Source organism: Croceicoccus sp. (assembly GCF_983967925.1).
In genome coordinates, this window is record NZ_CFETID010000004.1 from 74199 (window position 1) to 96663 (window position 22465).

22 protein-coding genes are annotated in these 22465 nt (G+C 64.5%); 11 read left to right on the plus strand and 11 right to left on the minus strand.

Annotation, left to right across the window (positions count from 1 at the left end):
• The first annotated feature begins 68 nt into the window (after positions 1 to 68).
• Complete coding sequence (locus AC4FIJ_RS03690) at positions 69 to 1337, plus strand: aspartate kinase (RefSeq protein ID WP_490335365.1); 1269 nt, start codon at positions 69 to 71, stop codon at positions 1335 to 1337.
• A gap of 263 nt (positions 1338 to 1600) precedes the next feature.
• Here AC4FIJ_RS03690 and AC4FIJ_RS03695 read toward each other — a convergent pair whose 3' ends face one another.
• The gene (locus AC4FIJ_RS03695; RefSeq protein ID WP_490335366.1) at positions 1601 to 2260 is read right to left on the minus strand and encodes a c-type cytochrome; all 660 of its coding nucleotides are present in this window, start codon (positions 2258 to 2260) and stop codon (positions 1601 to 1603) included.
• A gap of 198 nt (positions 2261 to 2458) precedes the next feature.
• On the opposite strand from AC4FIJ_RS03695, the gene AC4FIJ_RS03700 reads away from it, so the two are divergent.
• The gene (locus AC4FIJ_RS03700) at positions 2459 to 3373 is read left to right on the plus strand and encodes a prephenate dehydratase (RefSeq protein WP_490335367.1); all 915 of its coding nucleotides are present in this window, start codon (positions 2459 to 2461) and stop codon (positions 3371 to 3373) included.
• 335 nt (positions 3374 to 3708) lie between these two features.
• On the plus strand, positions 3709 to 4233 hold the full coding sequence (locus tag AC4FIJ_RS03705; RefSeq protein ID WP_490335368.1) for a GNAT family N-acetyltransferase: 525 nt from the start codon (positions 3709 to 3711) through the stop codon (positions 4231 to 4233).
• 4 nt (positions 4234 to 4237) lie between these two features.
• Here AC4FIJ_RS03705 and AC4FIJ_RS03710 read toward each other — a convergent pair whose 3' ends face one another.
• On the minus strand, positions 4238 to 5248 hold the full coding sequence (locus AC4FIJ_RS03710; RefSeq protein ID WP_490335369.1) for a zinc transporter ZntB: 1011 nt from the start codon (positions 5246 to 5248) through the stop codon (positions 4238 to 4240).
• A gap of 97 nt (positions 5249 to 5345) precedes the next feature.
• On the opposite strand from AC4FIJ_RS03710, the gene ispG reads away from it, so the two are divergent.
• The 3 genes from ispG (at position 5346) to AC4FIJ_RS03725 (ending at position 7865) form a co-directional block, all read left to right on the plus strand.
• Positions 5346 to 6512, plus strand: coding sequence for a flavodoxin-dependent (E)-4-hydroxy-3-methylbut-2-enyl-diphosphate synthase (gene ispG / locus AC4FIJ_RS03715; RefSeq protein WP_490335370.1), 1167 nt, complete (start codon positions 5346 to 5348; stop codon positions 6510 to 6512).
• A 63-nt stretch (positions 6513 to 6575) separates the two neighbouring features.
• Positions 6576 to 7112, plus strand: coding sequence for a retropepsin-like aspartic protease family protein (locus tag AC4FIJ_RS03720; RefSeq protein ID WP_490335371.1), 537 nt, complete (start codon positions 6576 to 6578; stop codon positions 7110 to 7112).
• Positions 7113 to 7253: 141 nt separating this feature from the next.
• Positions 7254 to 7865 carry a murein L,D-transpeptidase catalytic domain-containing protein gene (locus AC4FIJ_RS03725; protein WP_490335484.1) on the plus strand — a complete coding sequence of 204 codons (612 nt, stop codon included), beginning with the start codon at positions 7254 to 7256 and terminating at the stop codon, positions 7863 to 7865.
• A 98-nt stretch (positions 7866 to 7963) separates the two neighbouring features.
• Here AC4FIJ_RS03725 and AC4FIJ_RS03730 read toward each other — a convergent pair whose 3' ends face one another.
• On the minus strand, positions 7964 to 9322 hold the full coding sequence (locus tag AC4FIJ_RS03730; RefSeq protein WP_490335372.1) for a L,D-transpeptidase family protein: 1359 nt from the start codon (positions 9320 to 9322) through the stop codon (positions 7964 to 7966).
• Between the two features lie 372 nt (positions 9323 to 9694).
• Here AC4FIJ_RS03730 and acnA point away from each other — a divergent pair, with 372 nt between their 5' ends.
• Entirely contained in the window at positions 9695 to 12376 is a 2682-nt protein-coding gene (acnA, locus tag AC4FIJ_RS03735; protein ID WP_490335373.1) for an aconitate hydratase AcnA, read from the plus strand.
• Between the two features lie 84 nt (positions 12377 to 12460).
• Here the strand turns inward: acnA and AC4FIJ_RS03740 are convergent, their stop codons facing one another.
• From AC4FIJ_RS03740 to ruvA, 4 genes are all read right to left on the minus strand, one after another.
• Positions 12461 to 12769, minus strand: a complete 309-nt coding sequence (locus AC4FIJ_RS03740; protein WP_490335374.1) for a UrcA family protein — start codon at positions 12767 to 12769, stop codon at positions 12461 to 12463.
• 160 nt (positions 12770 to 12929) lie between these two features.
• Positions 12930 to 13976, minus strand: coding sequence for a Holliday junction branch migration DNA helicase RuvB (gene ruvB / locus AC4FIJ_RS03745; RefSeq protein WP_490335375.1), 1047 nt, complete (start codon positions 13974 to 13976; stop codon positions 12930 to 12932).
• Complete coding sequence (locus AC4FIJ_RS03750) at positions 13976 to 14518, minus strand: DsrE family protein (RefSeq protein ID WP_490335376.1); 543 nt, start codon at positions 14516 to 14518, stop codon at positions 13976 to 13978. The genes ruvB and AC4FIJ_RS03750 overlap by 1 nt, the downstream gene beginning before the upstream one ends.
• Complete coding sequence (gene ruvA, locus AC4FIJ_RS03755; RefSeq protein ID WP_490335377.1) at positions 14515 to 15117, minus strand: Holliday junction branch migration protein RuvA; 603 nt, start codon at positions 15115 to 15117, stop codon at positions 14515 to 14517. The genes AC4FIJ_RS03750 and ruvA overlap by 4 nt, the downstream gene beginning before the upstream one ends.
• Before the next feature lie 96 nt (positions 15118 to 15213).
• On the opposite strand from ruvA, the gene AC4FIJ_RS03760 reads away from it, so the two are divergent.
• Positions 15214 to 15477 (plus strand): DksA/TraR family C4-type zinc finger protein, encoded by a 264-nt coding sequence (locus tag AC4FIJ_RS03760; RefSeq protein WP_490335378.1) that lies wholly within the window; start codon positions 15214 to 15216, stop codon positions 15475 to 15477.
• Between the two features lie 15 nt (positions 15478 to 15492).
• On the opposite strand, the gene AC4FIJ_RS03765 is transcribed toward AC4FIJ_RS03760, so the two are convergent.
• From AC4FIJ_RS03765 to AC4FIJ_RS03780, 4 genes are all read right to left on the minus strand, one after another.
• Entirely contained in the window at positions 15493 to 16743 is a 1251-nt protein-coding gene (locus tag AC4FIJ_RS03765; protein WP_490335379.1) for a glycosyltransferase family 4 protein, read from the minus strand.
• A 148-nt stretch (positions 16744 to 16891) separates the two neighbouring features.
• Positions 16892 to 17365 (minus strand): crossover junction endodeoxyribonuclease RuvC, encoded by a 474-nt coding sequence (gene ruvC / locus AC4FIJ_RS03770; RefSeq protein ID WP_490335380.1) that lies wholly within the window; start codon positions 17363 to 17365, stop codon positions 16892 to 16894.
• 50 nt (positions 17366 to 17415) lie between these two features.
• Positions 17416 to 17766, minus strand: a complete 351-nt coding sequence (locus AC4FIJ_RS03775; protein WP_490335381.1) for a DUF3147 family protein — start codon at positions 17764 to 17766, stop codon at positions 17416 to 17418.
• Entirely contained in the window at positions 17766 to 18509 is a 744-nt protein-coding gene (locus tag AC4FIJ_RS03780) for a YebC/PmpR family DNA-binding transcriptional regulator (RefSeq protein ID WP_490335382.1), read from the minus strand. The genes AC4FIJ_RS03775 and AC4FIJ_RS03780 overlap by 1 nt, the downstream gene beginning before the upstream one ends.
• Positions 18510 to 18837: 328 nt before the next feature.
• Here AC4FIJ_RS03780 and AC4FIJ_RS03785 point away from each other — a divergent pair, with 328 nt between their 5' ends.
• The 3 genes from AC4FIJ_RS03785 to AC4FIJ_RS03795 all read left to right on the plus strand — a co-directional run bounded on the left by AC4FIJ_RS03785 (position 18838) and on the right by AC4FIJ_RS03795 (position 22445).
• Positions 18838 to 19218 carry a VOC family protein gene (locus tag AC4FIJ_RS03785; protein ID WP_490335383.1) on the plus strand — a complete coding sequence of 127 codons (381 nt, stop codon included), beginning with the start codon at positions 18838 to 18840 and terminating at the stop codon, positions 19216 to 19218.
• Positions 19219 to 19603: 385 nt separating this feature from the next.
• Positions 19604 to 20974, plus strand: a complete 1371-nt coding sequence (locus tag AC4FIJ_RS03790; RefSeq protein ID WP_490335384.1) for a glycoside hydrolase family 140 protein — start codon at positions 19604 to 19606, stop codon at positions 20972 to 20974.
• 187 nt (positions 20975 to 21161) lie between these two features.
• Positions 21162 to 22445, plus strand: coding sequence for a cation:proton antiporter (locus tag AC4FIJ_RS03795; protein ID WP_490335385.1), 1284 nt, complete (start codon positions 21162 to 21164; stop codon positions 22443 to 22445).
• Positions 22446 to 22465: the final 20 nt, after the last annotated feature.

Below are 22465 nucleotides of genomic sequence, written 5' to 3' on the forward strand. Positions count from 1 at the left end.
GCGCGCCATTCATCCGGCCAGCATTCGCGTGGGCCGATCATGCAGGCAGACAGAAAAGGCGAAGCAGCTTGGCGCGCATCGTGATGAAATTCGGCGGCACCTCGATGGCGGGGACGGAGCGGATTCGCCGCGTCGCCAATATCGTGCGCCGCCAGCAGGCCGCGGGGCACGAGGTGGCGGTGGTCGTTTCGGCCATGGCGGGCGAGACCGACCGGCTGGTCAATTTCTGCCGCGAAGCCAATCCGCTGTACGACCCCGCCGAATATGACGTGGTTGTCGCCGCGGGCGAGCAGATCACCAGCGGGCTGCTGGCGCTGACGCTGCAGGCGCTGGGCTGCAAGGCGCGGTCGTGGCTGGGCTGGCAATTGCCGATCCATACCGACAATGCCCACGCCAAGGCGCGCATCGGCGAGATCGACGCAGGCGAGGTGATCGCCAGCATGCAGGCGGGCGAGATCGCGGTGATCCCCGGTTTCCAGGGACTGGCCGAGGATGGCCGCGTCGCGACCTTAGGCCGGGGCGGCAGCGATACCAGCGCCGTCGCGGTCGCCGCTGCGGTCAAGGCCGACCGCTGCGACATCTATACCGATGTCGACGGCGTCTATACCACCGACCCGCGCATTGTCGCCAAGGCCCGCAAGCTGAAGGCCGTGACGTTCGAGGAAATGCTCGAGCTTGCCTCGGTTGGGTCGAAGGTGCTGCAGACCCGTTCGGTCAGCCTTGCGATGAAGGAAAAAGTGCCGGTGCAGGTGCTGTCGTCGTTCATCGACGACGATGCGCCGCTGGCCGATGAATTGCCCGGAACGCTGATCGTCAGCGAGGAAGAGCTTGAAGGACTCGACATGGAAAGCCAGCTGATCACCGGCATCGCCGCCGACAAGAACGAAGCCAAAGTCATCCTGACCCGCGTGCCCGACCGCCCCGGCGCGGTGGCCAGCGTCTTCACCCCGCTGGCGGCGGCCAATATCAACGTCGACATGATCATCCAGAACGTGGGCCGCGACAAGGGCGAGACCGACGTAACCTTTACCGTGCCGGGCGCCGATCTTGTCCGCACGCAGGCTTTGCTGGAAGAGCAGAAGCCGCAGATCGGCTTTAATCGTATCATCACCGATCCCAAGGTCGCCAAGATCAGCGTCGTGGGCGTGGGCATGCGCAGCCATGCGGGCATCGCCAGCACCATGTTCAAGGCGCTGGCCGATCGCGGCATCAACATCCAGGCGATCTCGACCAGCGAGATCAAGGTGTCGGTGCTGATCGACGAAGACGAGACCGAACTGGCCGTGCGCGTGCTGCACACCGCCTATGGGCTGGACGCGGTCGAGGACGCCGCCTGACCGCCGCGATGGGCGGGTAACAGCACCTCTCCCTGACGCGCCGCGCGCCAGTGGCCGCGAGGCGGTGATGGTGGTCCGGTTTCGCGAAGCCGGTGCGCCGACCCTGCCGGACATGCTCGCCGCTTTGTTTCGGTCGGTGCGTTTCGGCGGCCGGATCGCACGCCGCCGTCGCCTGTCATGCTGCATTCTCACACCGACAAACGAAAACCCCCGCCAGGCTGATGCCGGGCGGGGGCCTTGGTGATTCGCTTTTTGCGCGGCGTTTATTCGCCGACGGGCGCGGTTGTGTCCGTGTCCGCCGCGACTTCCGGATAGGTCCCGGCGCTGGCGTCCGAAGCCTCGGTGCTGACGGTGGTGGGCTCGTCCACAGCGTCGATTTCGCCGGCTTCCTCGGCGGGCGCGGCCTCAACCTCGGGCAGGGGCAGGTTCGAACCCATGCTGTTCAGATAGGCGATGACATTGGCGCGGTCCTCGGGATTGCCGAGGCCGGCGAAGCTCATCTTGGTGCCGTTGGCGAAATTGCGCGGGCTGGTCAGCCATGCGTCCATATTCGCGAAATCCCAGTCGCCGCCATGGCTCGACAACGCCGAGCTATAGGCGAATCCGGCGGCATGCTTGCCGATCGGCTTGCCCATGATGGCATAGAGATTGGGGCCGATCCCGTTGGGGCCGCCCTGCTCGATCGTGTGGCAGGCGACGCATTTGGCAAAGACCGCCTCGCCCTTGGCGACATCGGCGGTCGACAGCAGCATGGCCAGCGACGGCCCTTCGGCGCCGCCTTCTTCCTCCACGCCCTCGATCACATAGCCCAGGTTTTCGGGGCGTTCTGCGTCGAAGATGTGGCCGCTGATGCTGGACAGGCCCAGGGCGACGACGCCGCCGAACAGGGTCCAGCCGAAGATGGTATTGGTTCTGCCGTCCATCAGAGAAAATATCCGTCTGCGTATGCGCGCGTGAAAGCGGTCGTGAATAGAAGCGATGTTTCGCGGCCGATTATGGCTCGCGCGTCGCTCTAAATAAGGGTTCGGCGCATGACAAGGGCGTTTCATGCCGCAATGCGATTAGCATGGCCCCTTAACGCTCTTGGCAGCCGCGCGGGGAGCGCCTAACGGCATCGACCCATGAACGCGCCGATCAGCCAGCAAGCCAGCCCTTATGCCGCCCCGGCCATGGCGCTGGTCAACAAGATGACCCGTGCCGCGCTTGCGGAACCCGCGCGGGCCGTGTCATTCCAGGGCGCGCCGGGCGCCAATTCGCATATCGCGGCGTTGGAACACGACCCCGATTGCCTGCCCATGCCCTGTTTCTCGTTCGCCGACGCGATCGAGGCGGTGAAGGAAGGACGCGCCGCCCGCGCGATCATCCCGATCGAGAATTCGCATAACGGGCGCGTGGCCGACATCCATTTCCTGCTTCCCGAATCGGGCCTTGCGATCACGGGCGAGCATTTCATGGAGATCCACCATCACCTGATGGCGCTGGGTAATGGGCCGTTCCGCGGCGTGATCAGCCATCCGCAGGCGCTGGGCCAGTGCCGCCACCGGCTGCGTGCCGACAGGCTGGTGCCGATGGATCATGCCGACACGGCGGGCGCCGCCGCTACGGTGTTCGAGCAGCAGGACCCCGAACTGGCCGCCATCGCGCCCGAAATGGCGGCGGAGCTTTACGGCCTGAAGATCATCGCGCGCGATATCGAGGATGCGCACGATAATATGACGCGTTTCGTCGTGCTGGCGAAGGATGCGCTGGATCCCGCGACCATCGACGGCCCCGCGATGACGACCTTCGTGTTCGAGGTGCGCAATATTCCCGCCGCGCTCTACAAGGCGCTGGGCGGGTTCGCGACCAATGGCGTGAACATGACCAAGCTGGAAAGCTATCAGAAGGGCGCCGCCTTTGCCGCGACCGAGTTCTATGCCGATATCGTCGGCGCGCCGGGCCAGCCCGCGGTCGATCGCGCGCTGGAGGAGCTGGGGTTCTATTCAAAGCACCTGCGCATCCTCGGCAGCTATGGCCAGGCGCGCGAGCGCGGTTAAGGCGCGGTTTGGGGCGCGAATCGGTTGGACGGCGGCGGCACCAAATTCGCGCTGCCGCATCACGGTCATGGGCGCGGTGCGACAGCGCGATCAGGACTGGTATCGCGCCGACCGACATCCCCCGACAACGGCCAGCACGTCATGCCGGTGCGAAACTTTCGCTGAGGTCCTGCTCCCCGGCATGAAACCCTATTATAAACGCTAGGTGAACAGGCAGCTAGTTCAAATTTGTGATATTTGATTTTTGACCCATCCCGATGGATTGGCTGGACAGCTTGGTGCGCGGCGCATCGCCTTCCCTTCCGCTTGTGCCGCATCGCCGCTAGGACCGGGCCATGACGGATTTCACCCTGCGCGATGCGGTTGCCGGTGATGCGGCGGCGCTGTCTTTACTGGGGCGGCAGAGTTTCGCCGCGGCCTTCGGTCATCTCTATCGGCCAGAGGATCTCGCCGCGTTTCTGGACGAGACGCACGACCCTGCCAGAGTCGCGGGCGAAATTGCCGATCCGGCCTATATCCACCAGCTTGCCGTGGATGATGCAGGCCGCCTGATGGGCTATTGCAAGCTGACCGCCGACAGCGATTATGCCAGCCATTCCGAAGCCCGCGCTCCGATGGGGTTGAGCCAGCTCTACACCGATCCGGCCTGTACCGGGCAAGGGTTGGGCGCGGCGCTTATGGACTGGGCGCTGGCCACGGCCCGCTCGCGCGGTGCGGACGCCGTCCAGCTATCGGTATGGAGCGAGAACCACGGAGCGCAGCGGTTCTATCAGCGGCACGGTTTTGCCAAGATCGCTGACATCGACTTCTGGGTCGGCAGCCACCGCGACGACGAGTTTCTTTACGAAAAGCGGCTGTGACCGGTCACAGCCATTTCCAGCGCCAGAACAGGAACAATTGCACCGCCAGAATCGCCGTGCACAGGCCCACCACGTCCCAGAACGCATCGCCGTCGTTCACGCCCGGCATGCCGCCGACATTGATGCCCATCAGCCCGGTCAGAAAGCTGAGCGGCAGGAAGATCCCCGCCACGATGGTCAGCATATAGGTCGCCTTTTCGCTGCTGGCGACGGCGCGGGCGCGGATCTCGTCCTGAAGCACAACGGCGCTTTCCATCGAGATGTCGATATCGTCGAGATAGCGGCGCAGGCGTTCGATCGTCTCGGCGATCTCGCGCCGGTCGTGCTCCTCGAACCAGGCGGGGGCATCGCGGCTGATGCGTTCCAGCGCCTCGTGCTGCGGGCTCATGTGGCGTTTCAGCGCAAGGCAGTTGCGGCGGATCGTGGTGATGCGGGTCAGCACTTCCTCGGGCTCGTCCTCGGGGTCCACATGCTCCAGCGTGTCGATATGGTCGTTCATGTCGATGATCGACCGGCTCATCCGCGCGATCATGTGTTCGGTGACCTGTGTGATCAGCGATCCCGCGTCGGTAGGGCCGATGCCCTGATCGATCTCGGCCAAGGTGTCGCGCGGCGTCTGCAGCCGTTCGCGCCGCAGCGTGATCAGCCGCCGCCCGTCGCACCACAATTGCATCGAGACCATGTCCTCGGGCTCGGCATTGGGGTTGAAATTGATGCCGCGCAGCGTGGCGACCAGCGTATTGCCCTCGCGAAAGGCGCGCGGGCGGGTGCGGTCGCTGACCAGCAGTTCGGCGGTCGGCTCGGACATGCCGATGCTGTCTTCCAGCCATTCCTGCACGCCGGGGCGCGTGCGGCAGACATGCATCCACAGCACTTCCTGGGGATGCGCGGCCGACGGCTTCCACTTGCGTGCCTCTTCCCAGTCCAGCTTGCGCCCGCCGCCCTTGCCATCGAGCACGCGGGCGAACAGCAGCGCATTGTCGCCGCTCTGGTCGTCGTAAAGCTGTTCTTCCAAAGATGCGTCTCCCTGTTCGCGGGATTGATGGCGCATCGCCGGAGTTGAGGCAAATGCGTCTTTGCCCCTTAACACAAGCGCCTGTATAGGAAGGCCCATGTCTACAGACCGCATCGCAGCAATCCGGCCCTGGCGCATGATCGACCGCCGCAAGAGCCGCCAGATCATGGTGGGCCGCGTGCCCGTGGGCGGCGACGCCCCGATCAGCGTCCAGACGATGACCAACACGCTGACCAGCGACGCAGGCGCGACGATCGACCAGATCCGCCGCTGCGAGGATGCGGGCGCGGACATCGTGCGCGTGTCGTGCCCCGACGTCGAATCGACTGCGGCGCTGAAACAGATCGTGCGCGCCGCCGAGGTGCCGATCGTCGCGGACATCCATTTCCACTACAAGCGCGCGCTGGAAGCCGCCGATGCGGGCGCGGCCTGCCTGCGCATCAATCCCGGCAATATCGGCAGCAGCGAGCGCGTGGCCGAGGTCGTGCGCGCGGCCAAGGCCAATGGCTGCTCGATCCGCATCGGCGTGAACGCGGGCAGCCTGGAAAAGGACCTGCTGGAAAAATACGGCGAGCCGTGCCCCGATGCGCTGGTCGAATCGGCGCTGGATCACATCAAGCTGCTGCAGGACCACGATTTCCACGAATACAAGGTCGCGGTGAAGGCCAGCGACGTGTTCCTGGCGGTCGCGGCCTATCAGGGCCTTGCCGAAGCGGTCGATTGCCCGCTGCATCTTGGCATTACCGAGGCGGGCGGGCTGATTGGCGGGACGGTGAAATCGGCGCTTGGAATCGGCAACCTGCTGTGGGCGGGCATCGGCGATACGCTGCGCGTGTCGCTGTCGGCAGAGCCCGAGGAGGAAGTGCGCGTCGGGTTCGAGATCCTGAAGGCGCTGGGCCTGCGTACCCGCGGCGTGCGCGTCGTGTCCTGCCCCAGCTGTGCGCGGCAGGGTTTCGACGTGATCCGCACGGTGCAGGCTCTGGAAGAGCGGTTGCAGCACATCAAGACGCCGCTCTCGCTGTCGGTGCTGGGCTGCGTGGTCAACGGACCGGGCGAGGCGCGCGAGACCGATATCGGCATCACCGGCGGCGGCAACGGCAAGCACATGGTCTATCTGTCGGGCGTCACCGACCACCATGTGCAGAGCGGTGACATGCTCGACCACATCGTCAAGCTGGTGGAGGCGAAGGCCGCCGAGATCGAGGGCGGCATGACCGACGCCGGGAAGGCCGACGAGAGCAAGGCGGCGGAAGCCGCCGAATAGGCTGCGCCGCTGTCGGCCTGCGTGTTTTACGCCCGGTTAAGCAAGCGGGCGTAAGATCCGGGCATGACCGTGCACAGGATCTTCTGGATCGTCTTCGCCGCCAGCGTGGCCGGCGCCTTCATGACCGGCATGCCGGAGGGCGATGAGGCTCCTGCAACGCTGGAGAGCGGCGCGGTGTCGGCGGATCCGGCGGCGGCCATGGCGCTTTCCGGCCAGAAGGACCTGTGGGGCGGCGAAATCCAGTTGTCGCGCCGGGCAGACGGGCATTTCTATGCCAATCCCACGATCGGCGGCCAGCAACTCGACGTGATGGTCGATACGGGGGCGAGCTTCGTGGCGCTGACGGGCGATGACGCCCGCGCGGCGGGGCTGGACTGGAGCGAATCCGATCTGCAGCCGGTCGCGCGCGGCGCCAGCGGAGTCGTCGAGGGCGTGCCCGTGATGATCGACCGCATCGAACTGGGCGGCACCGAGATGCGCGACATAGAGGGGGCCATCGTGCCCGAGGGGCTGCCGGTGACGCTGCTGGGGCAGAGCTATCTGCGCCGGTTTGAACGTGTCGAGATCGACGGCGATTCGATGATCCTGTCGCGTGACTGAGCTTGTCCCCGCCCATAAGGGCAGGAAATCGCGGTTAACTTTGAAGCCAGATCGGGTTTGGTATAGTCTTTCGTCATGACGAGAAAGCGCACCGACATATCCGCCACCGCAGCCCTGCCACAGCGTGGAAACGGGCCTTCGATGGGCCGGCGGACGGTGCTGGGCGCGGCCATCGCGGCAGGTGCTTCGCTGGCTCTGCCGCGCACGGTTTTTGCCTCGGCCAGCCCGCTGACGCCGGCGCAGCGCCGCATTCTGGACGTCGCCAAGACGCAGATGGACCGCGCGGGCGACGTATTATGGCACCGCGACATGGCGGGCATCGCCGATTTCGGCGTGCATTCGTCGGTTCCGCGCTTTCATTTCGCCAATGTCGAGACGGGGACGGTGCGCAGCTTCCTCGTCGCGCATGGCACCGGCTCGGACCCCGAGCATGATGGCTGGCTCAACAATTTTTCCAACACGCCGGGGTCCAATGCGACCAGCCGCGGGGCCTATGTCACCTATGAATGGTACAAGGGCCGCTATGGCACGTCGATCCGGCTGGGCGGGCTGGATCCTGACAATTCGAATGCGTTGCCGCGCTATATCGTGGCGCATCCCGCCGAATATGCGACCCGCGCGCATGTCGAGAAATGGGGGCGGCTGGGGCGGTCGAACGGCTGTTTCGCGATGGACCCCGCCGATTTCAACCAAGCCCTGTGGAACCTGTCGGGCGGGCGGCTGCTCTATGCCGACCGGCTAGGCATTTCGTGACGCGCCGCGTGGTGGCGGCGCTGCTGGCCCTTGGCGCGCTGCTGCTGATCGGCTGGCTTGCGGCGCCGCAGATCCTGCCGATCAGCTACTGACGCGAATCAGGCCCCCGGCGCCTCGATCGGGACGATCGGTTCGTCGGTCTTGTGCTGGCCCGTCTTGGGCACGCGCGCGGCGGCCATGCTGGCCAGCACCGGCTCGTCCCGGCCGTAGATGTCGTCGAAGCTGCGCATCTGGCCGTCGATGTCGCGGGCCATGGTGAAATAGGTTATATAGACCGGCAGCTCCTTGGTCAGCGGCACGCGCGTGTATTCGCGCGAATTCGCGATCTCGACCGCTTCCTCACTCGACAATCCGCCAAGGCCCTTGGCCATGATCATGGCCAGCTTCATCGCGTTCTCGGTCCGGATGCAGCCGTGGCTGAGCGCGCGATTGTCGTTGTTGAACAGCGACTTGGACGGCGTGTCATGCAAAAAGATCGCGTGCGGGTTCGGCATGTCCAGCTTCATCAGGCCGAGCGAATTGCCCGGTCCGGGCTGCTGGACGACCACCGTCATGCCCGCTTCGGTCTTGTAGGCCTTGTACCCGTTGTTACGCGCATAGGAGGGGTTGCCCATGACCCGCGCGCCCAGCCCTTCGCCGACCACGATGGATTGCGGCACGGTCCAAGTCGGGTTGAAGATCACGCCCTCGACTTTCTCGGCCAGCTGCGGCGTGGCGGTGCGACCGGGCTTGCCGACGATGGTGCGGAACGAGGTGTGGACCTTGTTGTTGACGACCAGACGCAGCTGATATTCGGGCACGTTGGTCAGCAGATAGTTCTTGCCGAGATCGCGGCCCAGCCAGCGCCAGCGGTCCATGTTGGCGCGGATCTTGGCGCGCGAGGCCTTGTCGCCCTCGCTCGTCTCAAGCAGCATCTGTTTCAGCACCGCGTAATCCGGATGCGTGGGATTGAGCGAATCAAGCGCGGCGACGATCTGCCCCGACGCCAGCGCCTCCTCCAGCAGGGGCTTGATCGGCCGCAGCTTCCAGTCTGGATCCTCGACGAACCATTGATGGCGCGAATCCATTTCGGTGCGTCCGTCGCGCAGATCCTCGGCGACCCAGGTGAACAGGCGGGTTGCCGTCTCGTTCAGCCTTGCGCCGGGGCCCGCGGCGATGGCCGCTTGCAATTCGTCGGGCCGGTAATCCTTGGCGAACAGCCCCTCGCCCCCGATCGCGCGGATATAGCCGAGCAATTGCTCTGCCTGCGCCACCTGCCATGTCGGGGCCACGGTGAAATAATCGGTCGGGATTTCCTGAATGACCGGCGCCGATGTCAGTTCAACAGGGGCCGCAGGGGCCTGCTCGGTCGGAAACAGGGGCGCGGGCTGCGACTTGGCCGCAGCCGGCGCGGCCTGCGCCAGCGCATTGGCGGGCAGCGCGACAGCGCCCGCAATCAGGGCCGCAGAGCCCAGCATTCGAGTGACAAGACCCTTTCCCAAGGGCCGGTAAACAATGCTATCCATGGTCATCATGATTTCCCGGTAGGCAGCCCGGCTATCCGGCTGCCATCATACTTCCGCATTCGCCTAATGGCTACAACGTCTCCATTCATTGTAACGGACAGGACGCCGCGCGGTTTCGGCTCCGCTAATCCTCTTTACATGCTTTCGCCATGCTGAATCGTACGGGCGTGCGCCGTTCCACAGCCAATTTTGACCTTTCTCAGCCTTGACGAGGCGGGCGATCCGGCCCATCGCCGCCGCAAACATTTCGCACCTGCAACCCGCGCCCTGCGAGCGGTTCTCAACTGTCTTGCGCGCGACCAGATCTGAAGGGAAAGGTCACCCATGACTGCAATCGGCAAGGACACGCTCGGCACCCGCTCGACCATGAGCGTCGGGGGCAAGGAATATGCCTATTACTCGCTCGCCAAGGCGGCGGAAAAATATGGCGACGTGTCGCGGCTTCCCTTCTCGCTCAAGGTCCTGCTCGAGAACATGCTGCGGTTCGAGGATGACGGCTTCACCGTCTCGACCGATGACGTGAAGGCGATCGTCGACTGGCAGCAGAACCCCAAGGCCCCGCATCCCGAAATCCAGTACCGCCCCGCGCGCGTCCTGCTGCAGGATTTCACCGGCGTGCCCTGCGTGGTCGACCTCGCCGCGATGCGCGATGCCATCAAGGCGCTGGGCGGCGACACGCAGAAGATCAATCCGCAGGTGCCCGTGAACCTCGTCATCGACCACTCGGTCATGGTGGACGAGTTCGGCCATCCCAAGGCATTCGAAAAGAACGTCGAGCTGGAATACCAGCGCAATGCCGAACGCTACGACTTCCTGAAGTGGGGCGCGAAGAGCCTCGACAATTTCTATGCCGTCCCGCCGGGCACCGGCATCTGCCACCAGGTGAACCTTGAGCATATCGGCCGCGGCGTATGGACGTCGAAGGACCCGAGCGGCGCCGACATCGCCTATCCCGACACCTGCGTCGGCACCGATTCGCACACCACCATGATCAACGGTCTGGGCGTGCTGGGCTGGGGCGTCGGCGGGATCGAGGCGGAGGCCGCGATGCTGGGCCAGCCGGTTTCGATGCTGATCCCCGAAGTCGTCGGCTTCAAGCTGACCGGCAAGATGGCCGAGGGCATCACCGCCACCGACCTCGTGCTGACCTGCGTGCAGATGCTGCGCGAAAAGGGCGTGGTGGGCCGCTTCGTCGAATTCTACGGCGAAGGCACCGCCAAGCTGACGCTGGCCGACCGCGCGACCATCGCCAACATGGCGCCCGAATATGGCGCGACCTGCGGCTTCTTCGGCATCGACGACAAGACGCTGGATTACATGCGCCTGACCGGCCGTGACGAGGACGCGATCGCACTGGTCGAGGCCTATGCACGCGAACAGGGCCTCTGGTTCGATCCGTCGAACCCCGAGCCGATCTTCACTGACACGCTCGAACTCGACATGGGTTCGGTCGTGCCGTCGCTGGCGGGGCCCAAGCGTCCGCAGGACAAGGTCGCGCTCGACAAGGTGGACGAGCTGTTCAACACCGATCTGGCCAAGCTGTACAACAAGGCCGGGGCGGAGCGTTTCGCGGTCGACGGCAAGGATCATGACGTGGGCGACGGCGACGTCGTGATCGCTGCCATCACCAGCTGCACCAACACCTCGAACCCCGATGTGCTGATCGCGGCAGGCCTCGTCGCCAAGAAGGCGCATGAGAAGGGCCTGATGCCCAAGCCCTGGGTGAAGACCTCGCTCGCGCCCGGATCGCAGGTGGTGACCGACTATCTGGTCAAGGCGGGGCTGCAGGATCATCTCGACGCGATCGGTTTCGATCTGGTCGGTTATGGCTGCACCACCTGCATCGGCAACTCCGGCCCGCTGGCCGAGCCGATTTCGAAGGCGATCAACAACAATAATGTCGTCGCCGCCTCGGTGCTGTCGGGCAACCGCAATTTCGAGGGCCGCGTGTCGCCCGACGTGCGTGCCAACTTCCTCGCATCGCCGCCGCTGGTCGTCGCCTATGCGCTGAAGGGCACGGTGACCGAGGACATCACCGAGACTCCGATCGGCACCGGCAGCGACGGCAGCGAAGTCTATCTGCGCGACATCTGGCCGACCAATGCCGAAGTGGCCGAAGTGCTGCAGGGCGCGATCAGCCGCGACATGTTCCAGAGCCGTTATGCCGACGTCTACAAGGGCGACGAGCATTGGCAGGCGATCAATGTCGAAGGTTCGGACACCTATAGCTGGCGCGCCGGTTCGACCTATGTCGCCAACCCGCCCTATTTCGAGAGCATGGGCATGACGCCCGACGCGGTCAGCGACATCATCGATGCGAAGCCGCTGGCGATCCTGGGCGATTCGGTCACGACCGACCACATCTCGCCCGCAGGCTCGATCAAGGAAGACAGCCCCGCGGGCCGTTACCTCAAGGAGCATCAGGTCGCGAAGGCGGACTTCAACTCCTACGGCTCGCGCCGCGGCAACCATGAAGTGATGATGCGCGGCACGTTCGCCAATATCCGCATCAAGAACGAAATGGTGCCGGGGGTCGAGGGCGGCTACACCAGCTATAACGGCGAGCAGATGGCGATCTATGACGCCGCCATGAAGCACAAGGAAGACGGCACGCCGCTGGTCGTCATCGGCGGCAAGGAATACGGCACCGGATCGTCGCGCGACTGGGCGGCGAAGGGCACGATCCTGCTGGGTGTGCGCGCGGTGCTGGTCGAAAGCTTCGAGCGTATCCACCGCTCCAACCTTGTCGGCATGGGCGTGCTGCCCCTGCAGTTCAAGGCGGGCGACACGCGCGAGACGCTGGGCCTGACGGGTGATGACCAGTTTACCATTCAGGGCCTCGACAATCTGAAGCCGAGCCAGGAAGTGACCGTGAAGGTCACGCGCAAGGACGGATCGGACTTCAGCTTCGACGTGCTGTGCCGCATCGATACCGCGAACGAGATGGAATATTACCGCAACGGCGGCATCCTCCATTACGTCCTGCGCAAGCTTGCCGCCGACTAAGCCGCGCGGCATTGCCGGAAATCGGAAAGGGCGGCCCTTTGCAAGGGGCCGCCCTTTTTCATGTCTGGCGCCGGATTGGCGGCGTTATCCGCCCAATGCCGAACCGTGCTCCGCCTGCTTTTGCGCGAGGCTCTGCTTCGCATTGCTGACGGCACGCTCATAGCAGCGCTGCTCCGCCCGTGACGGCGGTTCGAAGCCGCGATTGCGCGTGCAGACGGCGCGCGCCGCACTGCGGAGCTTGCGTTCGAGCCGCTCGGTGCTTTCGGCGCTGGCGAAATCCTGTGCCGAAACCGGCACGGTCTTGTGGCGTATCACCGGGTTTGCGTTTTCCGCGGAGGCAACCGTCGGCGCTGCGATGGTGCCCATGATGAATGCAATGGCGATCGTGCGCATGGCTTGTTCCTTTGTGATCGGGAGGGCTGGACGCCCCCTGTGCTCAAAGGAATAAGGCCGCATTTTCAACGATGCAGCGCCGCATCGACCGGTGCATCACCCGCTTCTGCCAAGCGAATGGCGGGCCGACGAAGCGCTTCGAATGCCCGCCGAACGGCGATCAGTCCTCGAACAGCCTGCCCTGCGGCAGATCGGGCGGGGGCAGATCGGGCTGGGGCGGGGACAGGCCAAGATGCCGCCAGCCGCGATCGTTGAGGCAGCGGCCCCGCGCCGTGCGGGCGACAAGGCCAAGCTGGATCAGATAGGGCTCGATCACTTCCTCGATCGTGTCGCGCGGTTCGGACAGGCCCGCGGCCAGCGTTTCGACCCCGACCGGGCCGCCCTTGTAGATATCCGCGATCATGTGGAGATAGCGCCGGTCCTGCGCGTCGAGGCCGAGCGAGTCGACCTCCAGCCTCGTCAGCGCGTCGTCGGCGATCTGGTCGGTTATCGTCGGGGCCTTCGCCACCTCGGCGAAATCGCGTACGCGGCGCAGCAATCTGCCCGAAACGCGGGGCGTGCCGCGCGAACGGCGGGCAATCTCGCGCGCGCCGCCGGGATCGATTCCGATATTGAGCAGCCGCGCCCCGCGCGAGACCACCTTTTCCAGTTCCTCGACCGTATAGAAATTGAGCCGCACCGGAATGCCGAACCGGTCGCGCAGCGGAGTCGTCAGCAGGCCCTGCCGCGTCGTCGCGCCGACCAGCGTGAAGGGCGGCAGGTCGATCCGCACGCTGCGGGCGGCGGGGCCTTCACCGATGATGAGGTCGAGCGCGCGGTCCTCCATCGCGGGATAGAGCACTTCCTCGACCACGGGATTGAGGCGGTGAATCTCGTCGATGAAGAGGACGTCGCCTTCTTCCAGATTGGTCAGCAGCGCGGCCAGATCGCCCGATTTCGCGATAACCGGACCCGAGGTCGCCCGGAAACCGACACCCAGTTCGCGCGCCACGATTTGCGCCAATGTCGTCTTGCCGAGGCCGGGCGGGCCGAAGAACAGCACATGGTCCATCGCCTCTCCGCGCGAGCGTGCCGCCTCGATAAAGACGCGCAGGTTCTCGCGCGCGGCCTGCTGGCCCACGAACTCCTCAAGCGTCTTGGGCCGCAGCGCGGCGTCCGGATCGTCGGGCTGCCGCTCGGGCGAGTGGAGGGGGACGGGATCGGCCATCAGAACGGGTTCAACGCATAGCCCTGCTGTTGCAGCAGCGCATGGGCGGTCATCGCGGACAGCGCCATTTCGACGCCGGGGAGCAGATCGCTCTTGGCGATGCCCATCGCGGCGGCGCTTTGCCCGCACAGGATGACGCGCACGCCGTTGTCCAGCAGCGCGGCGACGATCGCGGCATTGGCGTTGTCCTTGCCGTCCCTGCGCTTTCCATAGGCGGCTTCGTTCAGAAGATCGACGCCCGCCGCGCCGTGGACCACGACTGCCAGATGGATATTCTGTTCGGGCACGCCCGCGCGGACATGCATGTTGAAGAAGCGCGCCAGCGTCACCAATCCGCGATTGGCCTCTCCGGCAGGGGCCGCATCGCTGAGGTCGAAGGCCATTTTGAATTCGGTACCTTCGGGGATCGGCATGTCGCTTTCCACCTCGGCCACGGGGCCGAAAGGAAAGACGGGGCCGGGCGTCATGCTGCTTGGCAATTCCTTTGCCGCCGCAGGGACGGAAAGCGCCAGCAAGGGGGCGATCAGAATTCTGCGCATCATCCTGCGGCCTTCTTCAGCGCGGCCCGGATCAGCGCGGTTTCGCTCGCGTCCGCGCCCAGTTCGCCCTCGGCCTCGGCCACGGCCTTGGCGGCGATGGCGGGCTTGAAGCCGAGGTTTTCCAAGGCCGATACCGCATCGGCGCTGCTGCTGCCGACCGGTGCCGCGACCGTGCCGCCTGCACCCGCCACCACCGGCATGCCGCCGGCCTTGTCCTTCAGCTCGTTGACGATTCGGCCCGCCAGCTTGGGGCCGACTCCGTTTGCGCGCGCCACCATGGCGGCGTCGCCCTTGGCGCAGGCCTGCTGCAATTCCTCGGTCGACAGCGCGGACAGGATCGCCAGCGCAACCTTGGACCCTACGCCCTGCACGCCGTGCAGCAGGCGGAACCAGTCGCGCTCCGCCCCGCGGGCAAAGCCGATCAGGCGCATGTCGTTCTCGCTCACCTGCAGATCGGTATAGAGCGTGCAGGCCTCGCCCTTTTCGCCCAGCGCGGACAATGTCCGGGCCGAGCAATGGACCAGATAGCCGACGCCGCCCACGTCGATCACCGCCCAGTCCGTGCCGGTTTCGTCCAGCCTGCCTGCAAGTTTCGCGATCATGATTGCTGCCTAGCGGTGTTTCCGCTTTGTTTCGAGGGGGGAACGAAATCCACCCACAAGGCTTCGAATAACAGAGGTTACGAAAAGGAACGGGATATGGCTGGCGGATGGTCGCGAGATGGCGCGGTGCAGGACCAGATCGACGATACGGTCAATGACGCGGTGGCAAGCGCCCGCGCGCGCATGCCGGTGGGCGAGGGTCTGGAATATTGCCAGACCTGCGGAGAGAAGATCCCCGAGAAGAGGCGCAAGGCCCTGCCGGGCGTGCGCACCTGCGTGCCGTGCCAGTCCGCGAACGACCGCAGCGTTCGCCACAGCGCGATCAATCGGCGTGGCAGCAAGGACAGCCAGCTGCGCTGATCGGCTCTTACGCCGTCAGGCCAGCGATGCGGCCGGTCCCGATGCCTGATCGAACAATTCCAGGATGGAGCGCGCCTGCGCCTGCTTGGTAAAGTCGCGCCGGGCCTTGCGTATCGCGCCCTGCGCCAGCCTTGCCCTTTCCGCCTCGTCATGAAGGCGAAGCAGGGCATCGGCCAGCCCGTCCGAATCCTCGAAATCCACAAGCAGGCCGTTTTCGCCATGCTCGATCTGGTCGGACGCGCCGCCGCCGGGGGTGCGGACGGGGACCAGCCCGGTCGCCATGCCCTCGACGACCACCAGACCGTATCCCTCGACCCGGCTGGGCAGGACAAATGCGTCGCTGGCCCAGTAATAGCTCAGGACATCGGACTTGAACCCGTCGAAGCGAAAGACCGATCGGTCCTTGTCCGACTGATACGCGTAGTCTCGGATTTCCTGCTCCTCCTCGTCGGTGCCGCTTCCGACAAGGATCGCGCGGATCGGAGGGTCCATCGCCGCGCCCGCCTTGCGGGTTGCCTGAACGAGGAGGTCGATGCCCTTGTTCCAGCTTAACCGTCCGATTTGCAGGCAGACGAATTCCCGCTCGCCAAGCTGCAGTCGTTCGCGCGAGATGCGGCGCTGTTCGGCGGTGGGCGGGTGGAACCGCCCCTCGTCGATCGCGCCCACGACTTTCTGGATCCGGTGCGCGACGGGGCGGCATTCGCGGGCAAGCTGGGCGCGGGTTTCTTCAGACAGGACGACGATCGCATCGACCGCAAAGGCGCAAACGACCGCGCGTGCGGGCATGGACAGCGAGGCGTTGGTCTTGCCCACCACATCCAATTTTCCCGCGTGAAAGGACGGATGATACGTCGCCACCACCGGTACGCGCGCAAACAGGGACAGCAGCCGCCCCCATATGATCATGCCAAGGCCATGCACGTTCACGCTGTCGATGTCGTTCCTGCGCATGAAGGCGCGGATCGTGCGCCAGTCGGACAGGCGCGGCTTGTTGCCAAGGCCCGGGATGCACAGCACTTCGTCGCACAGGCGGTCGACCTGCCCGACCCGCTCTTCATCGGCGCCAGCCTCATAGATGGCGCTGGTGACGAAATAGACCTTGCAGCCCTGTTCCTTCAGTCCTGCCGCAAGCGTCATGCAATAGGAATAGATCCCGTCATTGCAGTCGGTCTTGCACATCAGGAACATCACGTGGCGCGTCCGCTTCGCGGATGCGGTCTTTTGCGGCCTGCCGGCCATCGGATGAACTTCGGCGAGGCTGTTCATGACAAAACCCCCGTTTCATCGGCGCCTTTTCGACTCGAAAAGCAGTGCGCCAGGGGGGGCAGAGTCCGCGCCTCGGGCCATGTCTGCAACAACATTTCGCAAGTGCAGCACAGCAATTCCGGGGGGTACGATGGTAAACGGCGCAGATTCAAAGCCTTCGCACAAGATGAGCGTGGGCGATTGCGACGGCCAGTGCATCGGCTGCGTCCGATCCGGCGATTTCTGCGCCCGGAAGCAGCACTTTCAGCATCGCCTGCACCTGATTCTTGTCGGCCCCGCCCGTGCCCACCACCGATTTCTTGACGACCTTGGTGGAATGTTCGTGCACCGCCAGCCCCGCCGCGCCGCATGCCGCCAGCACCACGCCGCGGGCATGAGCCAGTTTCAGCGTCGATTGCGGGTTCTTGTTGACGAACACCTCTTCGGCGGCGGCGACATCAGGGCGGTATCTGGCGATGACTTCGGCCAGCGCCTGCTGAAGCGCGGCGAGGCGGAAGGCCATCTCGTCCTTGCTGCTGGTCGGCACCTGTCCGTTGGCGACATGGGACAGGCGCGACCCGTCCTTGCGGATCACGCCCCAGCCCGTGCAGGTCAGCGAAGGATCGAGTCCCAAAACAATCATCGCACGATCATCGTACGATCATGCTCTGACGAACCCTGGAGCCGCGGAGGTCAAAGCGGAAGGCCAAGGCGCGGCGCGAGCGCCTGCATCAGCAGGTACAGGGTGACGGTCAGCAGGCATCCGGCCCCCAGCGCCAGCCAGAAGGCCATGCCATGGCGCAGCAGCACAGGGATCAATAGGAACATCGGAAGCGAGGGCAGCACGTACCAGAAGGTCGCCTCGGCATGGCGGGCCATGTTCTCGGCGTCGGGGCGGGCGTGCCACAGGAAGATCATGCCCAGCACCGACACCAGCGGCAGCGAGGCGACCAGCGCGCCCAGCGTCGGCAGGCGGCGACCGATCTCGGCGATGGCCGCGATCATGACGCCGGCCAGCAGCGCCTTCGCGGCCAGGGCCAGCATCAGCCGAGCTTTTCCATCACGTCGTCGGACACTTCGTAATTGCCCCAGACGGTCTGGACGTCGTCGTCGTCGTCCAGCGCATCGACCAGCTTGAACAATGTGCCTGCGGTGTCCTCGTCGACGTCGACGGTGATGTTGGGCTTCCACGCCAGCTTGACGTTCTCGGCCTCGCCCAGCGATTTTTCGAGGTTTCCGGCGACTTCGTGCAGCGCTTCCATCTGGGTCCAGATGACGTGGCCGTCCTCCGACGATTCGACGTCGTCGGCGCCGGCCTCGATCGCGGCCTCAAGCACTTTTTCCTCGTCACCGGCGCTGGCGGGGTATTCGATCAGGCCCAGCCGTTCGAAGCCGTGCGAAACCGCACCCGCGGTGCCCAGGTTTCCGCCGTTCTTGCTGAACGCGGTGCGCACATTGGTCGCGGTGCGGTTGCGGTTGTCGGTCAGCGCCTCGACGATCAGGGCCACGCCGCCGGGGCCATAGCCCTCGTAACGGATTTCCTCGTAATCGTCGCCTTCGTTGGCCGATGCCTTGTCGATCGCGCGCTGGATATTGTCCTTGGGCATCGACTGCGCCTTGGCGTTGTTCACGGCCAGGCGCAGGCGCGGGTTCATGTCGGGATCGGGCGTGCCCATCTTGGCCGCCACGGTGATCTCGCGCGAGAGCTTGGAGAACATGGCGGAGCGCTTCTTGTCCTGCGCGCCCTTGCGATGCATGATGTTCTTGAATTTGGAATGGCCGGCCATTGCCGCTTACGTCCTCAGTGTTGTTCGGTGTGCTTGTTCGGCTTTGGGCGCCCCTTACAGCAGGGGGCAGGGGCAGGGCAAGCGCGCGCGAAAAGTGACAAAGGTTACATGTCCTACACTCTCTGTCACCCGGTGCGAGGCCGCAGGAATGCTGGTGTTCGCGGCCAAAAGTGACACGCCGGGGGGTCGGGGGAAATTTCACGGATTTGAAAGAGCATGCGTCACCTGATGACGAGCCCGATAGAAAACGGCGCGCGAGTAGGACAATAAAACGACGCGAAAATAAGACGACGCGATAATCAAACGACGCAGGGGGGGCGCAGCAGCCATGACCATCAGCCGCATCGACCATATCAATATCAGCACGACCGATTTTGCCGCGACGGTCGCCTTTTACCGCGACATGCTGGGGCTGGTCCCCAAGCCGCCGCCGGGGATGGATCCCGAGCTGAACAGCTGGATGGTGGACGGGGCGGGCAATGCGCTGATCCACGTGAATACCCGCCCCGCCCCGCGCGAGCCGGGCCCGATCAACCATGTCGCCTTTGCCTGCACCGGCTATGACGACTACCTCGCCCGCCTGCGCGGCGCGGGGCACGAGGTGACGGAAAGCGATTTGCGCGACACCGCGGGCGTGCGGCAGATCTTCGTGTTCGGGCCGGAGGGGACGAGAGTGGAGTTGAATTTCAAAGAGCCGCCCGCGTCGTAAGGCGAGCATCGCAACGCGAGCGCAGCCTTAAGGCGCCAGTGGCGGCGACCCGGACGCCAAGAGCCTTTGGGACCGCAAGGGCCATCAGGCCCGCAGCGTGTCGTTCGACGTCACAGCCGCGGCTTTGCCATGGCTGGGGCCTGGCGCGGAGGTGAGCGAACGACGGCTTGCGGGGTTGTCGCGGGTTGGCTTGAGGGACGGATAGTCGAGATTAGCGAACTTGCAGTTCATGCAAATCCGAGAGAACCGCTCGCTTCATAGACAAGGTTTGCAAGCGCGATAGATCATGGCGCTTGCAGGTCCTGAAAACTCGCTTATGACACCGGTTACCGCCTCGCAAGGCAATAACATCGAGGAGGCGTAATTCTGACGGGAGATACTTGCGATGCGCGCCTTTTTCTTGAGTACAGTCGTGATTGCCATGCTGCAGTCTGCGCCAGTCGTACAAGCTCAAGCCCGCATTGAAGTGGCACCCGACGGGCGGCATCTGCAGGAAGAGGATGGCAAGCCGTTTTTTTATCTTGGTGACACCGCATGGGCTCTTTTCCACCGGCTGACACGAGAAGAGGCGGACCAGTATCTGCGGGACCGCGCCGCCAAGGGATTTACCGTCATCCAGGCCGTCGCTCTGGCAGAACTGCAGGGGTTGGACACGCCAAACGCCTATGGAGAGCTACCGCTCGTCAACAGGGATCCGTCAACACCGAATGAAGCCTATTTCGCTCATATCGATCATGTCATTTCACGGGCGAACCAGCTGGGTCTGACCGTGGGACTTCTCCCGTCCTGGGGCCATTACTGGCGTGATGGCGACCGGAGAATTTTCGATGTAGAAAGCGCACGCTCCTACGGACGATTCCTTGGCAATCGCTATCGCGACGCCAATGTAATCTGGATCCTTGGCGGCGATTCCAACGTCAGGTCTGATCAAGAGCGTTCGATCATCGATGCAATTGCCCATGGGCTTGAGGACGGTGATGGCGGCAAACACCTTATCACCTTCCATCCGCGCGGCCCCGGCTTGGCATCGGAGCAATTGCGCGATGCGGAATGGCTCGACTTCTACATGAACCAGTCCTCCCACGCAGCGCGCAATCTCGATACGGGTCTCTATGTCGAACATGACCTCGCGCTCGAGCCCAAGCGGCCAGTGATCGACGGCGAACCTCGCTATGAGGGAATTCCAGTCGGTTTCTACAACGAAGGCTACGATCCCCGTCTGCGCTTCAACGATGACGATGCACGGCAGGCGGCCTGGTGGTCCGTATTGGCGGGGGCGGCCGGGCATACCTATGGCAATAACAATGTCTGGCAAATGTGGGCTGCTGGACGGGAACCGGCGATCGGTGCCAACCGCCCATGGTTCGATGCAATTCAGGACCCAGGTGCCCGGCAAATGGGCTTCCTTCGTCACTTCATGGAAGAGCACGAGTTCCAGACCCTCGAGCCGCGTCAGGATATTATACTGGACGGCCCTGCACATGGAGCGGCGAAAATTCGCGCCGCTCGCGCATCAGACGGTTCGCGCATAATCGTCTATTCGCCTCAGGGCGAACCCTTCACCCTCGATCTGGGCGAGCTGGCTGGCGGCGGCATGCACACGCAGACATGGTTCGACCCGCGCTACGGTGCTGAATATCCGTTCCGCACCGAGCAAAACCAGGGCATCCAATCGTTTGATCCGCCCTCCTCCGGGCCGGGGACAGACTGGGTCTTGTTGCTGGAGGTTGAAGCCGAACACGGTTCATCTCCATAGGCTTGGAGGTTTGGCAGATCTGTCTGAGGTCCAACCATGTGACGTGGTAAGCGTCCCCAAACTCGTCGCATCCTAAACCATAGCTCGAACCGCAATACCCCCCGAAATCAAACCTTAGCAGCTTTATCAAGCTTTCCGCACCATCCCCCCAGGGCACCACCCCCTTTCCCGCTCGTTACCCTGACGCATGGACAAACCGCTTTTCGAATTTGCGCCCTATCACCTGCTGATGGCCGGGTGCGGGCTGGTGATCATTTTCGCCTATTGGCTGCCGCGCTGGATTTCGGGGAAAGAGCCTGCCGCGTCGGGTCTGCTGATCATCGGCGGGCTGGCGGTGTTCGGGATCGTGCCCGGAATTCCGCAGGTGTTCAGCCCGGTCAACCGCCCCGGTTTCTGGGAAATCGCGTCGGAATTCGCGGTCATCATCGCGCTGTTCGGCACGGGCATCCGGATCGACCGGATCGCGGGGCGGGGGCTGTGGACGCCGACGGTGCGGCTGCTGGCGGTCGCGATGCCGCTGTGCATGGTCGCGGTGGCTGTGATGGGTACGCTGGCGGGCTTCGCATTGGGCAGCGCCATCCTGCTGGCCGCGGTGCTGGCGCCGACCGATCCGGTGCTGGCCGCCGACGTGCAGGTGGGCGCGCCGCTGGAGGGCCGCGAGCATCCGGTGCGCTTTGCGCTGACGGCCGAGGCGGGGCTGAATGACGGGCTGGCGTTTCCGTTCGTCTATCTGGCGATCTTCGTCACCTCGATGGGGCTGGACCTGCAGGGCTGGGGCCTGGAATGGGCGGGGTTCTACCTGCTCTACAAGATCGCGGTGGGGGTGCTGGCGGGCGTGCTCGCGGGCAAGCTGCTGGGGGCGGCGCTGTTTACCTGGCCGCGCGGGAATCCGCTGGCGGAAACGGGATCCGGCGTGATCGCGATGGCAGGCGTGCTGTTCACCTATGGCCTGACAGAGCTGGTCGAGGGATACGGTTTTATCGCGGCCTTCGTCATGGGCGTAGTGCTGCGCCTGCAAGAGCATGAGCACCAGTTCCATGGCCGCCTGCACAGCTTCTCGGAGGCGCTGGAGCATGCGGTGACGGCGATCTTGCTGGTGCTGCTGGGCGGGGCGATCCCCGATCTGCTGCCCTATCTGGGCTGGCGAGAGGCGATCATCGGGCTGGCGCTGGTGTTTGCGATCCGGCCCGCGTTCGGCATGCTGGCGCTGCTGGGGACGGATATGACGGTGAAGCAGCGCGGCGTGGTCGCGTTCTATGGCGTGCGGGGCATGGGGTCGATCTATTACCTGGCCTATGCGGCGGGCGCGATCGACCTGCAGGACGCGGGGCCGCTGTGGGCGGTGGTCACTTTCACCATCGTGCTGTCGACACTGGTGCACGGGTTCAGCGCGGGTTCGGTGGTGAGTGCGGCGACATCTGATGAGGCGAAGGCGGCGGGGGCGAGAAAACCGGGGGCCAAAGAAGCCTGACCGGCGTGGGTGCGCGGGGC

Coding starts and splice junctions, on each gene's coding strand:
- AC4FIJ_RS03695 (WP_490335366.1), bottom strand. CDS start 2,260: ATGGACGGCAGAACCAATACCATCTTCGGCTGGACCCTGTTCGGCGGC.
- AC4FIJ_RS03700 (WP_490335367.1), top strand. CDS start 2,459: ATGAACGCGCCGATCAGCCAGCAAGCCAGCCCTTATGCCGCCCCGGCC.
- AC4FIJ_RS03705 (WP_490335368.1), top strand. CDS start 3,709: ATGACGGATTTCACCCTGCGCGATGCGGTTGCCGGTGATGCGGCGGCG.
- ispG (WP_490335370.1), top strand. CDS start 5,346: ATGTCTACAGACCGCATCGCAGCAATCCGGCCCTGGCGCATGATCGAC.
- AC4FIJ_RS03720 (WP_490335371.1), top strand. CDS start 6,576: ATGACCGTGCACAGGATCTTCTGGATCGTCTTCGCCGCCAGCGTGGCC.
- AC4FIJ_RS03725 (WP_490335484.1), top strand. CDS start 7,254: ATGGGCCGGCGGACGGTGCTGGGCGCGGCCATCGCGGCAGGTGCTTCG.
- AC4FIJ_RS03730 (WP_490335372.1), bottom strand. CDS start 9,322: ATGCTGGGCTCTGCGGCCCTGATTGCGGGCGCTGTCGCGCTGCCCGCC.
- acnA (WP_490335373.1), top strand. CDS start 9,695: ATGACTGCAATCGGCAAGGACACGCTCGGCACCCGCTCGACCATGAGC.
- AC4FIJ_RS03740 (WP_490335374.1), bottom strand. CDS start 12,769: ATGCGCACGATCGCCATTGCATTCATCATGGGCACCATCGCAGCGCCG.
- ruvB (WP_490335375.1), bottom strand. CDS start 13,976: ATGGCCGATCCCGTCCCCCTCCACTCGCCCGAGCGGCAGCCCGACGAT.
- AC4FIJ_RS03750 (WP_490335376.1), bottom strand. CDS start 14,518: ATGATGCGCAGAATTCTGATCGCCCCCTTGCTGGCGCTTTCCGTCCCT.
- ruvA (WP_490335377.1), bottom strand. CDS start 15,117: ATGATCGCGAAACTTGCAGGCAGGCTGGACGAAACCGGCACGGACTGG.
- AC4FIJ_RS03760 (WP_490335378.1), top strand. CDS start 15,214: ATGGCTGGCGGATGGTCGCGAGATGGCGCGGTGCAGGACCAGATCGAC.
- AC4FIJ_RS03765 (WP_490335379.1), bottom strand. CDS start 16,743: ATGAACAGCCTCGCCGAAGTTCATCCGATGGCCGGCAGGCCGCAAAAG.
- ruvC (WP_490335380.1), bottom strand. CDS start 17,365: ATGATTGTTTTGGGACTCGATCCTTCGCTGACCTGCACGGGCTGGGGC.
- AC4FIJ_RS03775 (WP_490335381.1), bottom strand. CDS start 17,766: ATGCTGGCCCTGGCCGCGAAGGCGCTGCTGGCCGGCGTCATGATCGCG.
- AC4FIJ_RS03780 (WP_490335382.1), bottom strand. CDS start 18,509: ATGGCCGGCCATTCCAAATTCAAGAACATCATGCATCGCAAGGGCGCG.
- AC4FIJ_RS03785 (WP_490335383.1), top strand. CDS start 18,838: ATGACCATCAGCCGCATCGACCATATCAATATCAGCACGACCGATTTT.
- AC4FIJ_RS03790 (WP_490335384.1), top strand. CDS start 19,604: ATGCGCGCCTTTTTCTTGAGTACAGTCGTGATTGCCATGCTGCAGTCT.
- AC4FIJ_RS03795 (WP_490335385.1), top strand. CDS start 21,162: ATGGACAAACCGCTTTTCGAATTTGCGCCCTATCACCTGCTGATGGCC.